Origin of the sequence: Staphylococcus equorum, assembly GCF_029531845.1 — a bacterium.
Lineage (GTDB): Bacteria > Bacillota > Bacilli > Staphylococcales > Staphylococcaceae > Staphylococcus > Staphylococcus equorum_C.
Genome location: NZ_JAMBPV010000015.1, coordinates 13,896 through 28,714 on the forward strand (window position 1 = coordinate 13,896; position 14,819 = coordinate 28,714).

A 14,819-nucleotide genomic window follows, 5' to 3' on the forward strand; every position below is an offset into this window, starting at 1 on the left:
CTTTTCAAATTTTATTTTTCTTCCCTAAACTGTAAAAGTTTCTTTTTAGTTTCTTTAATTAGTTGTTGAAATTGTTCATATTCTTTATCGTCTTTCATTGCGCTTTTACCTGCTAACATAAATGATTTAAATAACTCTTGTAATTCGGCTCTTAATTCTTGCATTTTATCCATGTCTATCTTTTTGATTTGTTCCATATGTTTCGTAAATTCATCATTACTCGCATTCTCTTCTAAAAATTGTATTCCTTCGTTTGTAACTGTATAAATTTTTTTCTTGCCGTCCTTTGAAATTGAAACAAACCCACGATCTTCTAACATTTGTAGAATTGGATAAATACTACCTGGACTTGGAGAATAGAAGCCTTTGAATTGTACTTCAAGGTCTTTGATGATTTGATAGCCATGTCTAGGTTCTTCTAATAATAGTTTCAATATAATAAATTGCAAATTACCCTTTTTAAAGAATCGATCTGTACCACGTGCAGAAGCAAACATTTTTTCAAATCCACCAAAACCATTTCCGAACCCTCTGTCCTCATGTTGCATCAGTGTGTGTCTTCTATTATGAAATTGTCTGTTAAACATTATTATCACCTTTCTAGTTTCGATATATCGTTATAATAAACGATATATCGAAACTAGTCAAACGATTGATAGCAATTTTCATCTTTATTACAATATCGTCTTAGTCTCTATTTTCATTATTAAACAATAGTTTTAATCCTTGGTATTGTGTGAAAATGAACAGTACAGTAATTGACATAGTTTCACCCTATATAATAAAAAAACCACCCTAAACATTAGTTTAGGGTGGCGGTGACTTTTTAAATATATTTTTAAATATATCTTTAAATGAAACTAATAGTCTATATTTTTAATTACTTAAAGGGGTTCCATCCTGAATGTTTAACCCAAGTATCGAAATCAAGTAATTGAGGGTTCATCTTACGTAGTTTAGATATATTAGCTTCATACCCTCCAAATTCAAACCATTCAAACATTTTCATCGTTTTAAAATTTGTATGAATTAAAGTCTTTAAATTAAAAATACCCCACAAATGAATGTGTAGTATTAAAATGAATTATCTTGCGTAGGTTTTATTCTAAATTAGCATGATTTTGCTGCATTGCTTCTTCATCAACTTTTAACTCAGTCATTAAGTCTAAAACAATACTATCTAAAAACACTTGTGATGCTTGTTCAAATAGGCTACCTAGGGGCTGTGCTGAACCTTCAGCATCATATTTCGTCCCTGCCGGTAATTCAATAACTGCATTTGCAAGCTCACCTATCGCTGAAGCCGGATTTGTCGACAATAATACAACTTCTGCACCTACAGATTTAGCTTTATGTGCTAATAATCTTAAATGCTCTGTCGAACCTGACCCAACCAAAATAAATTGAAATAGGTCGATTATAGCGTTGCACAATTATACACGGTACATTAGCTATAATGACATAGATTAGATTAATAATTTTAATGCTTCTTGACGAATTTAAAAAAGCGATAACAGGCAATATCGAAAACAAATGGACAAGCTCCGCACGTCTCGTTTCTAATATAAACTTACTTACTTCATGCGTATTACTTGATGTATCAAAAGCTGCTTTACTAACAATATTTGAATTAATACGTTGACCATCTGGCAATTGATTTTTCCAATATTGAACTTTAACCAATTTTTGCCATAATTGCCCTTCTTTTTCAAAATTCCAACTTCTAAAGTATATATTATCTTTTTCATTGATTTATTTCCTTTTTTTTTCTGTATACCTTGGATTCTCTTTACTCAATAACCAGTTCCCTACAGTTAAATACGTTGCGAACGCACTCCAAAGCATGTATGGCACCAATAGTATGCCAGCAATTTTCTTCGTGTTGAAAAATTTTACTGTTGTAGTTATTACCGCCCCAAGTAACACAAAACTCTCTATCAAAGCACTAAATCTTAACTTGTATTTAAAATACAATATCGACCATATATAGTTTAGACCTAATTGTGTATAATATATAACTTTTAAATTCTTGTTATTTGATTTATTAGTAACGATTGCATAAGCTACACCCATCGTTGTATAAAGTATTGGCCACACAATAGGAAATAGATAGCCTGACGGTGAAAAAGGTGGTTTTACATTCTTCTTATAGTCTTTACGCGCGTTTTTAACTGCAACTTTCCCTATAAGTTTTCCACCTATAATCGGCATTTTAACTTTTATAATCGATTTTACTATATCGTTAGCTTTCAATTGTTAACTCCTCTTTTTTATATGTGAATTTAATTACATCTATCTGCTATAATTCAGCATTCGACATGTTATTATTTTTAGCTAGATATTTTTTTAATCCATATATTTTTAATACAATCACACCTATAATAACGACTGGTAAGATAAATTTTTTCATGTTAAACCCTCCCTTTTCAGTACTTTTTTTAGTTTTCAAATTGAATTTGAAAAGATTCATCACACTTTTATGAATTTTAGCTTGCGTATACTTGTAAAACCACCAAGGTAGCGTCGGTTCATATTCCTGTAATGCTATAATACATTCATCACTATAAGGTAACCTTCTAAACTCTAATCTCGCGTTACCACCATTTGAATCTAAAGCAAAATCTCCGCCGACAATACGATATAAAATCCTATCTTCATTAGATGTAGCCCTGTCTTTTCTTAATAAGAGTAACTTTTTATTTAAAAATGGTACGGTTATTGTAAAATTATCTTCATCGAAGTTACTACTAACAACATTTAATGTGATTTTATTTAAGAAATTAGCATATAATTCTGCCAATTGACTCATGGTCATATCTTTAGGCAAGGTTACTCTTGAAATTGCTCGAACATCTTTAATAGCACTCTTACTTGTTTTTTTACTTTTCTTTTGTGTAGCAGCTTCTTCCTCTAAGGCGTTACGTACACTTTCTTTATAATCAATTTTTCCAACAGAAATATCTTCTACAATATTTTTATTATCTCTAATCATATCATGTATTAAGCTGTCCATTAACGGATATACCATTTCTTTCGGCACACCAGAAATTAGTTTTACCCAATATTTGCTTAACCAAATTGGAATAATCGGTAAATCCAGTGTAGGTAAGTTTTTGTCTAGAACCTGTGCTGTTTGATTGAATAAGTCTTTATATGTCATGTGATTTGGTCCGCCGATATCAATCGATTCATTCGCTTGCGGATCACGCTCTACAATTTTATACAGACCATTAATGACATCATCAATAGCGACTGGCAACGTCGTATTATATGCCCATTTAGGTAGAAGTAAACCAGGTAAACGTTCTACCAATTTTTTTAGTATTGGATAAGAACTTCCCTTAGCACCTATAATTAGTCCAGCTCTCAATGTAGTTACTGGCACACCATATGCTCCTAAAATACGTTCACACTCTAAGCGACTTCTTAAGTGTGGTGATAATTCATTCGTATTAGGAATTAAGCCACTCATAAATACGATATGTTTAACTTTATTAAAACTTGATGCTTTAGCAAAATTATCTGCTAATATTGCATCCATATCTTCAAAACTTGCTTGTGTTAACCTAGCTGAAGGCATCATCGAATGAACGAGATATATAGCGATATCTACGTTTTTCATTACTTCTGTTATCTCATTTAAATCAAATAAATCTGCAGATTTCCATGTAACATTTTGTTCATTAGATTTATTTTCTATATGTCTAGAAACAGCAATAATTTCATAATTTTCTTTTAATTTATTCATTAAATGGCTACCTATATATCCTGAAGCACCCGTTAATAGAATTTTTTTCATAAATTTATCCTCCAATTTTAAAAAGATGAGCAGGCACATGCTTACCTCAGCTCATCTTTTACATAATAAGCTAAATTGCTCATTACAATTAAATTAATTTAATATAAGTATGGCAAGATCTCTATGTCTCTTAATAAAATCATACCCAATTTTATTGATAAATTAACTTAAATTTAAAATTAAATTGATTTTTACTATTAATTTATTAACATAATCGATGATTATCAGAAGTTCGATTCACATAAAAAGGCACGCCAAGTTTATGAACTTGTCGTGCCTTTTTAATTAAAATTAGTTACCAAATAAACGACTCCAAAACCCTTTTTTAGGGGGCTGTTCTCCCCTATCCTCATTCTCACTCTCTATTTCTTCAGATGGTTTATCATCTTTTGCTAATACTTCTTCGTTTGTACTGTCATCTTTTTTCTCTTCAGCTACATCTTTATGTTGTACTTCTGTTGGCTGTTCATCTTCTTCTTCTTGATTAATATCTTTAGATTCTTCGGTAAATGTTGCTTCTTGCGCATTAACGTTTTGTCTATCATTAACAGATGTATCAAAGAAATAATTAAGCTGTCTTTCTTCCTCTAATTGATTCTCTAATTTTTGAATCTTCTTATTACTCTCTAACGCCAATACTTGTTGATTCTCTAAAAGTCTATTAAGTGTATTTATTTGCTCTTTATCTCTGTTTGATTGTTCTTTATATATATCTACCTGGTTATATAATTGTTTTATTGTCTCATCTTTCACCAGGTTATCATTATTAGGTTTAGCTTCTTCTTTTTTTTCACTTTCAAAATCATCATTCTTATTTTGATTTTTTCTTATTCGGTTTACTACTATAATTTCATCTTCACTGGATAAGTAATTTACGTTATCGATTTTTTGAAATTTTACATTTGCTTTTTTTGCATTATTATAAACAGTCATTTTTGTTACGTTTAATTCATCGGCAATTTCCTTCATACTCTTCATATAACGGCCTCCATATAGTTATATACATAACGTTTATACCATTATATAGCCATTATACTTGTTATTACAAGGACATATAATTCTCTATACGTATAACTCTATACGGTTATACGTATAGGTATATAGGATTATATGTATAAACTTTTAAACTAGTTATATAGGGGTTATACGCTCTTTATACTTGCTGTATAAGCCTTTATCCGGTGTTATACGACATAACCATATAAAGATATTATACGAAGTTTTATCCTTCTTTGAAAATGCCTACACTCAAATGTATATAAACAATTTAACAAAACTTTTAAAAGTGTTAATATAAATATATATAAAAGAAACCCAACTACGGGAATAGTCAGGTTTCTTCGGTAATAAAACAAGTGATTTGTTTGTTTATATAGTTGTTATATTCTTATTATATATACTAAGAATTATTAGTGCAAGTCGAATACATATAAACTTACTTATAGCTTTTTTTATTACCTCTTTTAGAAATTTAAATATGAAAGAGGTTTTTGTATGTCCAACTTTAATATTAAAGAAATCCAAAAAGAGAAATTTTATCAATTACCTAAAGTGTTTTTTACGAATCCTAAATATACTAAATTGTCGAATGATGCAAAAATAACTTGGTCAATACTAAGAGATCGTTTAGATTTATCCATAAGAAATAATTGGGTAGATAAAAATGGAGATATATTTTTTATTTATACCAACGAAAAGCTTAAATCTATTTTAAATATCAGTAGTCCAAATAAGCTATCTAAAATAAAAAAAGAATTAACTCAAGCTGATTTATTCAATCAAATAAGAGTAGGTTTAAATAAACCTAATAAATTATATATTAAAAAACCGGAAGTAACAGAAGCTGATGTATATTATATTTCACAGCAAGAAAACGATATAGAACATCGCAATAACACGGACGTATCAAATTCATACGTCCAGAAATATGATAATGATACATCAAGAAATATTAATTTGATACATCATGACATATCAAAAGAATACACTAATGATACTAACTTAAGTAATACTGATTATATAGAGACTGAGAATAATGATACGCATGATATGAATGATACATACAACAATCCAATAAACAGTAATCATCCGGATCATACAAATCATCAACAAACTGAATTTAATAATGATGCACTTAAGTTCCAAGTTCTCGAAGAATTGCCGCAACAACTTCAAGACTATTTAAGTAAATTTGAAATTAGAGAAATCCGTATTATTAAAAGTGTTTTACTTAAAGGGAAAAAATCATTTAATAATGCACATGATACCTATTACCGTTTGGAAGATGTTGAGTTTGAAATTGTAAGTGTATTGAAACGTTTCAAAGCGATGCTGCTACAAAAGAATGAAACCGTTGAAGCTATGCAAGGGTATTTAATGCAATCCATTAAAGCTGAATTCGAAGAAACACATGCACTTTATATGCGACGTCAAAACATGAAACAGCATAATATCTTTAATCAGTAATTCAAAATACTCTGTTATGTCACATGACTATTTAACAATCAGTGTCTTAAAAGAATAAAATTGATTTTGGTCAATTTCATACTCATAAAATTAGACTATACTTATTTGGTCCACATTTGCATTTTAAGGACGCATATAATATTTTTGGTATAAATCTGTCTGTATAACGCTTAATTCTTCAAGACGCCTTTTAAAATCCAAATAAATGCATATAAAAATGGATATCTAACCCAGATAAAACGAAAAAGCTTTTTATTCTTAACAAGGACTACTTTCTGTATTTCTTTTTAAAAGGTATAGTAGCAATATTTATACTAATTAAATTCTATGTGTTTCTCTTCATCGTTAGGCTTAATTTGAATACAACAAAAATCTTTTAATCACTTTTAATTTTGAGTTACTCATATCTTTTGAGAATAAAGGAGGTTGTAAATGAAACTTGTATATGGTGTACATTTGAAGAATATATTAATTTCGACAATTGGGTCTTTTTTTACGGCCTTTGGTGTTAATTGTTTTGTTATTAGTTCTAATTTGGGGGATGGGGGAACCGTTGGTCTATCCTTACTTTTAAAGTATTCTTTAAATTTATCCCCAGCGCTTACATCTTTAATTATTAATTTAATTGTTATAATGATTGGATGGAAATATTTAAGTAAAAAAACAGCTATTTATACGTTGTTAACAATAATTACTACCTCGATATTTTTGGATCTTACGGAATCGTTATCTTTAAATTTAAATGATTCTATGGTTAATGCGATATTTGCAGGTGTTTTTATTGGTTTAGGTTCTGGGATGATTATTATTTCTGGTAGCACGATGGGTGGGCCATCAGTTATAGCTAAAATAATTAACAAGTATTTGAATATAAGAACAGCTCAGGCAATTTTTATATTAGATAGTATTATCGTATTATCATTTTTAAGTGTTCTACCAGTTATTAATATTTTGTTCACTATAATTATGCTGTTTGTTATAGAGAGAGTTTCGGCGTTTATTATTGAGGGGCTTAATCCCAAAAAAGCACTTACTATTATTTCAGATAAAAATGCTGTAATTAGTAGCAAAATAAATGAATTGACTGGTAGAGGTGCTACATTATTTAAAGCTACAGGTAGTTATGAACAGAAAGATATAGCTGTTTTATATGTTGTTTTATCACAATCTCAAATAACTAAAGCGAAAAAAATTGTTTTAGCAGAAGATGAAAATGCTTTTTTGGCTATTCATGATGTAAGGGATGTTTTAGGTCGTGGATTTTTGAATTTATCATAATTTTATTTTGAAAATAATATTAATTAAAGGCGTATCTCAAAGAGATACGCCTTTAATCGCCCTTTAAGAATGTTAATTTTCAAACAGCCTTAAAAGACTTAAACAACCCCATAAAATTAAAACAAAGAGTATATAAGGGGCGATATAAGCGATATACCATAAGTAGCCCCATGCTGATTGCGTATGTCTAATCGTATGATGTAAGGCACTGTACATGCTATCAATACCTAAAACGTGTCCAATCGGACCGGTCACAATGGAAACTAAGGCCATTAATAAAATAACGAAGTATAGGGCACCGATACCATGCGTCATACTTTTGATACTTGATTTAAAAGTACTATTCAACTTTTGATTTTCTTTTAAACTGTTATTCAATGCTTCATGCTGTTCTCGGTTGGCCATTCGAATCCCTTTGAGATCCTCATACATCCCATCTTTTTCTTGTCTAAATGCCTTTGTGAGATCCTCAGTCATATGCTTTGTATCAATTTTTGATAACATTTGATTGGAAATTTTAATCACTTTGGTTTCTGTTTTATCTAGGTAGTTTTTAAAGTTCGAGGTCGAAGCCTTTAGTTCGCTTACTAATTTTTGGTTCTGATTCGATCTGCTTTGCTCTCGCTGCTCGAGCTCGATCATCCTGTTCCCGAGCTTCGCGTTCTGCTCTTTCAGCTCGTTCACGACGTTTTCGTTCATTGCGTTGGGCTTCAGTTGATTGTTCGAAATCTGCCCAATTAAGTTCTGTTCTAGGTTGTCTATGCGTTGATTGATCTTTTGGAGTTCGTTCAGGAGCTGTTCGTTCTGATTCGTATTTGGTGTGTCTGCGTTGTTTCTCGGATTCAAAGCCATCAATAATCGCTCCTTTATCATAAATATCGCCTAACTTGCTGCCTCTTACTTTTTTATTTGCCTCAATGTGTCTGTAAGTGATGGTTTTATCGGTCACACGTTCAACAGATATCCCTTTTGGAAGTAATTGTTCTTTGAAACTGTCCATATCTGTTGCTTGTGTTTCATCAATGGCCATTCGGACTTCGTTTTTCCAAGATTTTTTTCCTTTATCAATCAGGTTTTGTTCAGCTTGTGTATAGCGTAATTCTGATGTCGGTTCTGGAATGGATAAACCATGGTTTAAACAAACTTCATCGTTCGCTTTACGTAGGTCACGTAAAGCTTGTTTATCGTTATTAAATTTCTTACCTGTTTCTAAATTCACGGCATTGATAACGATATGATTGTGAATATGGTCCGTATCACTATGTGTGTAGATGGCCACTTGATGCTCGGGTACCATTTTTTCGGCTAATTCTAAACCGAGTGCATTACATTGTTCCGGTGTGACTTCACCTGGTTTGAATGACTGAATAATCACATGGCCTTGGTTGCCATCTGTTTTACCGTAAACTTCACGAGAAGCTTTAAAGGAACTTTTTGCGTATTCGACATCACAATTTAAACCACTTTTTTCTTCCGCACGTTTTTCGGCATAGTTAATGGCCCGTGACGTTGATTTGGTAGAACTTATTTTAGTTGTTGCCATATGTGATTCAACTCTTTACGCATGATGGCGATATCTTGTTGCATCAATTTTATATTTGCACGTTCGCCATAAGTATTTAAAGCTTTAGCGATTTGGTTTAAGTTGCTACCCAACTTACCCATATCTTTGGCCATCGATTGTCGCGTCTCTTTGTCTAATTTGGGCGCGACCAATCGAGTGCCTTGTGCCTTGTTTTTAACAAACGAAGGCACACTCATATTCAAAGTTTCAGCCGATGCCTGTAACTTTGAATATTCGAATTCGCTCACACGAAAACTAATTTGTTTCGGTTCCTTGCGGTCGGGATTTTGGTTTTTCCCGACAGCTTCGTTCCCTTCAGTCATTGGTTTACGTTCGCTCACAATCCCACCTCGCTTTCTAACGAAAGACACGTTGTTCCGTTGATTGTATTATAACATAATACAATCTTCCTCACATCGCTTAAGAGGTTTGGCAAGCATTGGGAATGCTAGCCACTTCGTGCCTAGATACCCTGCTTGTTGGTGGATGAATCCCCCAAGCCCCCTATGATTTTTTCTATGAAAAAATAGCAAATACCTGTGAGTATTTGCTTAGTCCGTACGCTCAAAAATGTGAGCGTAAATATGAGTAATTACTAATTGTATAAATAGTATTTATAATTAGCGATTACTCATCAAATATCCCCTCGTATGTTAAAATAAAAACTAAGCAATCACTCAATAAAAATGGGGTTTATTTTTTGAGTATTTACTTAGTTATGGAGGGGATATCAATGCCAGATCAAAATCATAAAAAAGCGAAAACAATCAATATCAATTTAACTGAAGACGAATTTGAAAAAGTAAAGCAACTTGCAGAAATAAGAGATTTAAATCCAACGGCATATACACGATTGACTGCATTAGGCAATCGAATTAAACCTACGGTTATACAACCTGAAAGTGAACGTATTAATGAACTTGAAAAAGAAAATCAAGAACTTAAAATGAAACTCATGGCAGGCCATGGTGAATATGAAGTTACAAGAGAAGATTTCGATAACTTAGAAGAGCAATATTATCATTATGCAGGTTATGTGAATACATTTAAAGCCTTTTTACAGTATGTACAAAACGATGCGGAATATATCAATTTAAATGGTTACAAAAATGATGAAAAGCTAAAATCAGATATTAGGGATGCTATTAAAGAATTTAACAGTTAAATAAGGTATTATTAACAATGCAATTGATTAATATAATTGACTTTAAGGAGTTTATTCAAAATGGAAAAAGAAATTAAAACAGAATATAAAATGATTAAAGTGAACAAAGAATTACATAAATTACTTAAAATTGAGTCTGTCTCAAGTGGCAAATCAATGCAAAATATAGCTGAAAAAGCTATCAAAAATTATATTCATATTTTAGAATGTATTGAATAAATATTATGAAATATATAGGTGTTGAAGATGGTGATAGTAACATGGTATTTCTGTAAACACCAAATTAACGATAGTATACTGTAATAGGTACTGGTATTAAGTATCTTAATTTCTATTTAACATATTTCAACTTATCGGAAGTGAATATGCTTACACTTTCACAAATGATATAATAACAGAGTCGTCTTAACTTCCGGCGATATATTCGACGGAAGGAGGTGAGACCAGTGGAACTACTTTTTGTTAGTATAATTGCACCTGTTGTTTCAGGATGCATAATTGCGGTTTTTACGTTTTGGCTAAACAACCGCAATAAATAATAAGGCGACATAGCCCACCAAAAAGAACCCCCAACCTATTCCAGTAGGTTGGGGGTTCGGTGTTCCAATGGAACTACTTTTTGTTAATCACATTATAACATCATAGTGTGTGGGAATGCAAAGCAGTAATTTTATAATGACAATATATACATTAAAATAGGCAATGTTATGATGCATAATATCGAAGACATAACGACATATTGCGAAGTTTCAGGCCCCTTGTCAGAATATATTGTTGCTAAGGATGTATTGGTCGCGCCCGCAGGCATACCTGCTGAAAGAACTATGACGCCTAAAATTAATTCATCTGCTATAAATGAATTTAAGATTATAAATACAAGACCAGGTATCACGATAAGGCGTACAAAACAAAAGAGATAGATGTTTTTAGAGACTATAAATTTCTTGATATTGATTAATCCAAATAAAGCACCGGTAATAATCATAGATAAAGGTGCAGTCATATTGCCTAATTCATTTAGCGCAGTAGCTAATGTTTTAGGCAGTGAAACGCCTAGTATTAGTAGTAGTATGCCTAGAAAAGAAGCTAAAAGGGCAGGACTTAATAATGATAAACCAACAGATTTAAAGTTAACATCGTTTTTGTATAGTTTAACACCCAATGTAAATAAAAATAAATTTGATATTGTGTTATAAATAACTAGTATAAATAATCCTTTTCCACCATATATTGAACCTATAATAGGAATACCTATAAATAGTATGTTTGAGTACGTGCAACAGCCAATCCATACCTTTTTCAGTGCTAGTTCCATGTGCGTGAAGGAAACAAGCAACTTAGAAAGAAGAAAGGGAAAAGCTACTAAGAATAAGCTGATACAAATGATTGTAACAAAGAAATTTAAATTATAAGCAGCTATATTAACGTTAAAGCTAGTTAATATAGCTGCTGGTAATACAATATTAGTTAATAAATTCGATAAACTGCTCATATGGTTTTTATGAATCCAATTTTTTCTGCTACATAGAAAACCAATGATGAGGAATATTAATAGTATTAAACATTGATCTATAACTGTAGTAATCATACTAATGAATCCCCTAACCTACTCATAACGAATATAGGTTACGGTTGTATTTAAATATTCTTCAAAACCATTTATACCATCTGCACCACCAAGTCCTGATTGACGCCATCCTGCATGATAACCAACAATAGCTTCTTCAGCTTCACAGTTAACATAAACTTCGCCGAATTTTAGTCTTTCACTGGCTAACATCGCTTCTTTTAGATTTTCTGTAAATATATAAGAAGAAAGGCCATAATCAGAATTATTTGCTTCATCTAATACTTCTTCAAAGTTTTCAAAACTTACGATTGGAAGTACAGGGCCAAAAATTTCTTCTTTCATAACTATAGAATTTTTGGAAAGGTTGGTTAAAATTGTTGGTTCATAGAAAAATCCTTTTCTATCTATGATGTGTCCACCTAATTCTATTGTGGCACCTTCAGCTACTGCAGTTTGTACTTTTTCGTTTATAGAGTCTAATTGTTTATGATTAATAATAGGACCCATTGTCGTATCTTTATCATAGGGATCTCCAGGTTGAACTTTATTCATTTTGTCTTTAACGAGTGTTATAAATTCATCAAAGATATCTTTGGCTACATAGATACGTTCCGGACATGTACATACTTGGCCGCTGTTATTAATTCTTGCTTGTACAATATAACTAGCTGCTTTTTCAATATCAGCATTTTTTGTAACAATCGCAGGCGCTTTACCACCAAGCTCTAAGTTAACTCCTTTTACATTATTTGCTGCGCTTGCCATAACCGATTTACCTGCACCAGTACTTCCTGTAATAGAAACAAGATCGATTTTTTCACTCTGTGATAATAAGTTACCTACTTCAGATCCAGTTCCTGTTATGATTTGGACTAATCCGTTAGGTATTGTTGTTTCTTGAATATATTCAGCAATTTTAAATGCACCAAATGGTGTCTCTTCACTTGGTTTAATAACAATAGAACAACCTGTAACCAAAGCTGGAATTAATTTTCTTATTAGTACAAAAATAGGTGCATTCCAAGGAATGATACCAGCAGTCGTACCTACAGGTTTTTTAGTTAATATAATGGTCTCATTCTCCACTTCGCTTTGTAAAACTTCTCCGTTATTTTTTCTAGCTAAACTGCACATATAGTTAATATACTCAATAGATTTTTCTATTTCACCTATGGCTGCATAGAGTGGCTTCCCTTGTTCTTCAACGTAAATTTCAGCTAAGTCATTCTTATTTTTTTCTAATTGCTCAGCTAATTCATGAACAATTTTACCTCTTTTAACAATATTGACTTTTTCCCATTTTAATTGTGCCTCTTTAGCACCGTTGATTGCTTTTTTAGTATCATTTTCGTTTGCTAAAGTAACTGTATTAATTATTTCTTCTGTAACTGGGTTAATAACTTCTAATTGATTTATAGAATCACTTTCTACAAATTGACCATTTATAAATAATTTATTCATATAATGACCTCCTTTTGTTATAATATAGTCCTTACGTAATATTAAGTAAATACAGTGTTAAAAATGATGTACTGATTAATTTAACAGTATTGATTATGAGGGGGATTGAATAAATTGATAGAATTTAAAAATCAAAGTTTTAATTGTGAAAAGGAACTTGCATTAAATATTATTGGCGGAAAGTGGAAACTTATGATTATATGGGAGTTATTACGAGAAGAACCATTACGCTTAAATCAAATTGAAAAAGCTATTCCTAGTGCACACCAACGTGTATTAATTAATCAACTAAAAGAATTGGAAAAAGATGGACTTGTTACACGCAAAATTTATCCAGTTATGCCGCCAAAAGTAGATTATAAACTAACTGAATTAGGAAGATCTTTACAACCATTAGTAGAAGAATTATATAAATGGGGGATTTATTTATACAATTATGAGGAAAAAGAAACACAATGAAAAGATATGAATATAAGAACAAGTGTAATTCGAAATATAACATTTCAAATGTACTTATTGACTGATTAAACTAAAATATAAAATGACAAATATCTTTTATACATCATGACCGTAGTCGTCAGTGGTTGTATCGTTCTACTATTTTTAATGTATTAGTATAAGTGAGCAGCAATCATAACTGCACTTAAAAACCCCTCGATACAAGTAATGTCAAGGGGGGGCGCATAAAGTATATAATTTTGTTGGTTTTGTTATAACATCATGAATGATAGAAATGCAAAATCATTAAATTAATAGCAATTTTATCATTTAAGTGCGTGACACTAATTAGGAAATATCAGACTGTTTAAAACCTTGCGGGAATATTTCTTCAAATTGCTCTTTTTTATTGTATAAATTATACCAAGTATCTGCAATAGAATCTGGATCACCGATTGTTCCAGATTCTATCACTGCACCTATTGAAAGATGTCTGATAAATATATTTTTTTCCTCCATTTCATTGTAGAGGTTTTCAGCATAATTACGAAGACCAGCTCCTATAATTCCAGCATCTCCAGCCAAAGGTAAAGGAAACATTGTAGATACCCCTGTTGTAAATAAGATTGCTCCACTTCCTTTATTAATCATATCTGGCAACACCTCGTTAACTAACTGAATTGATGGAAACAGATAAGTTTTCAACATTTCTGATACGCTTTGTGGCGTAGTTTCTAATATATTTGTAAATTTACCTTCTTTTGCATAAGGACTAAATTCTATTACATCAATCGAACCAAACTCATATTTAATTGTTTGAATAGATTCTTTTAATGATTCTAAGTCTGTGATATCTGCTACAAAAGTCCTCGACTCGATATTTAAGTTACTAAGCTCTTCTTGAATAGTTTTTAATTTTTCAGTATTTCGAGATATAGCTGCTACTTTAAACCCTTCATCACCAAATTTCTTAGCTAGGGATAATCCTAATCCAGTACCTGCGCCTACAATAGCAATTGTTTTCATTTTAAGTAGCTCCTTGTCTATGATATATTAAAGCAACTCTATGTTGCTTTAA

17 protein-coding genes and 1 pseudogene are annotated in these 14,819 nt (G+C 31.3%); 6 read left to right on the forward strand and 12 right to left on the reverse strand.

What is annotated here, in order from left to right:
* Nucleotides 1–11 precede the first annotated feature (11 nt).
* The 6 genes and pseudogenes from M4L39_RS13100 to M4L39_RS13125 all read right to left on the reverse strand — a co-directional run bounded on the left by M4L39_RS13100 (nt 12) and on the right by M4L39_RS13125 (nt 4,777).
* Nucleotides 12–587, reverse strand: a complete 576-nt coding sequence (locus M4L39_RS13100) for a PadR family transcriptional regulator (RefSeq protein ID WP_277582408.1) — start codon at nt 585–587, stop codon at nt 12–14.
* 513 nt (nt 588–1,100) lie between these two features.
* Nucleotides 1,101–1,415 (reverse strand): annotated as a pseudogene (locus M4L39_RS13105) (6-phospho-3-hexuloisomerase); the annotation flags it as partial.
* The gene (locus M4L39_RS13110; protein ID WP_277582409.1) at nt 1,351–1,683 is read right to left on the reverse strand and encodes a hypothetical protein; all 333 of its coding nucleotides are present in this window, start codon (nt 1,681–1,683) and stop codon (nt 1,351–1,353) included. The pseudogene M4L39_RS13105 and the gene M4L39_RS13110, both read right to left, overlap by 65 nt.
* A gap of 69 nt (nt 1,684–1,752) precedes the next feature.
* Nucleotides 1,753–2,253, reverse strand: a complete 501-nt coding sequence (locus M4L39_RS13115) for a TspO/MBR family protein (protein WP_277582410.1) — start codon at nt 2,251–2,253, stop codon at nt 1,753–1,755.
* Nucleotides 2,254–2,299: 46 nt separating this feature from the next.
* Entirely contained in the window at nt 2,300–3,799 is a 1,500-nt protein-coding gene (locus M4L39_RS13120; protein ID WP_277582411.1) for an NAD-dependent epimerase/dehydratase family protein, read from the reverse strand.
* 291 nt (nt 3,800–4,090) lie between these two features.
* Complete coding sequence (locus tag M4L39_RS13125) at nt 4,091–4,777, reverse strand: DUF536 domain-containing protein (RefSeq protein ID WP_277582412.1); 687 nt, start codon at nt 4,775–4,777, stop codon at nt 4,091–4,093.
* Nucleotides 4,778–5,293: 516 nt separating this feature from the next.
* Here M4L39_RS13125 and M4L39_RS13130 point away from each other — a divergent pair.
* Nucleotides 5,294–6,265, forward strand: coding sequence for a replication initiator protein A (locus M4L39_RS13130; protein ID WP_277582413.1), 972 nt, complete (start codon nt 5,294–5,296; stop codon nt 6,263–6,265).
* Nucleotides 6,266–6,697: 432 nt separating this feature from the next.
* Nucleotides 6,698–7,543 carry a YitT family protein gene (locus M4L39_RS13135; RefSeq protein WP_225486998.1) on the forward strand — a complete coding sequence of 282 codons (846 nt, stop codon included), beginning with the start codon at nt 6,698–6,700 and terminating at the stop codon, nt 7,541–7,543.
* A gap of 72 nt (nt 7,544–7,615) precedes the next feature.
* Here the strand turns inward: M4L39_RS13135 and M4L39_RS13140 are convergent, their stop codons facing one another.
* From M4L39_RS13140 to M4L39_RS13150, 3 genes are read right to left on the reverse strand one after another with little or no spacing between them, the layout of a single operon-like run.
* Nucleotides 7,616–8,047 (reverse strand): DUF334 domain-containing protein, encoded by a 432-nt coding sequence (locus tag M4L39_RS13140; protein WP_346818188.1) that lies wholly within the window; start codon nt 8,045–8,047, stop codon nt 7,616–7,618.
* A gap of 49 nt (nt 8,048–8,096) precedes the next feature.
* The gene (locus M4L39_RS13145) at nt 8,097–9,086 is read right to left on the reverse strand and encodes a relaxase/mobilization nuclease domain-containing protein (protein ID WP_346817096.1); all 990 of its coding nucleotides are present in this window, start codon (nt 9,084–9,086) and stop codon (nt 8,097–8,099) included.
* Nucleotides 9,068–9,430 (reverse strand): plasmid mobilization protein, encoded by a 363-nt coding sequence (locus tag M4L39_RS13150; protein WP_277582441.1) that lies wholly within the window; start codon nt 9,428–9,430, stop codon nt 9,068–9,070. The genes M4L39_RS13145 and M4L39_RS13150 overlap by 19 nt, the downstream gene beginning before the upstream one ends.
* Nucleotides 9,431–9,840: 410 nt before the next feature.
* Between M4L39_RS13150 and M4L39_RS13155 the strand changes: the two genes are divergently transcribed.
* The 3 genes from M4L39_RS13155 to M4L39_RS13165 all read left to right on the forward strand — a co-directional run bounded on the left by M4L39_RS13155 (nt 9,841) and on the right by M4L39_RS13165 (nt 10,811).
* Nucleotides 9,841–10,272 (forward strand): plasmid mobilization protein, encoded by a 432-nt coding sequence (locus M4L39_RS13155; protein WP_277582414.1) that lies wholly within the window; start codon nt 9,841–9,843, stop codon nt 10,270–10,272.
* Between the two features lie 60 nt (nt 10,273–10,332).
* The gene (locus M4L39_RS13160; protein WP_153672652.1) at nt 10,333–10,491 is read left to right on the forward strand and encodes a hypothetical protein; all 159 of its coding nucleotides are present in this window, start codon (nt 10,333–10,335) and stop codon (nt 10,489–10,491) included.
* Between the two features lie 227 nt (nt 10,492–10,718).
* Nucleotides 10,719–10,811 carry a type I toxin-antitoxin system Fst family toxin gene (locus tag M4L39_RS13165; protein ID WP_277582415.1) on the forward strand — a complete coding sequence of 31 codons (93 nt, stop codon included), beginning with the start codon at nt 10,719–10,721 and terminating at the stop codon, nt 10,809–10,811.
* Between the two features lie 131 nt (nt 10,812–10,942).
* On the opposite strand, the gene M4L39_RS13170 is transcribed toward M4L39_RS13165, so the two are convergent.
* Both M4L39_RS13170 and aldA read right to left on the reverse strand, forming a co-directional pair.
* Nucleotides 10,943–11,860, reverse strand: coding sequence for an AEC family transporter (locus M4L39_RS13170; protein ID WP_277582416.1), 918 nt, complete (start codon nt 11,858–11,860; stop codon nt 10,943–10,945).
* Nucleotides 11,861–11,878: 18 nt separating this feature from the next.
* Nucleotides 11,879–13,303, reverse strand: coding sequence for an aldehyde dehydrogenase (gene aldA, locus M4L39_RS13175; RefSeq protein WP_277582417.1), 1,425 nt, complete (start codon nt 13,301–13,303; stop codon nt 11,879–11,881).
* Between the two features lie 114 nt (nt 13,304–13,417).
* Here aldA and M4L39_RS13180 point away from each other — a divergent pair, with 114 nt between their 5' ends.
* Nucleotides 13,418–13,762 (forward strand): winged helix-turn-helix transcriptional regulator, encoded by a 345-nt coding sequence (locus M4L39_RS13180; protein WP_277582418.1) that lies wholly within the window; start codon nt 13,418–13,420, stop codon nt 13,760–13,762.
* Nucleotides 13,763–14,089: 327 nt separating this feature from the next.
* Here M4L39_RS13180 and M4L39_RS13185 read toward each other — a convergent pair whose 3' ends face one another.
* Nucleotides 14,090–14,767: an SDR family NAD(P)-dependent oxidoreductase gene (locus M4L39_RS13185; RefSeq protein ID WP_277582419.1), complete on the reverse strand. Its 678-nt coding sequence runs from the start codon at nt 14,765–14,767 to the stop codon at nt 14,090–14,092.
* Nucleotides 14,768–14,819 lie beyond the last annotated feature (52 nt).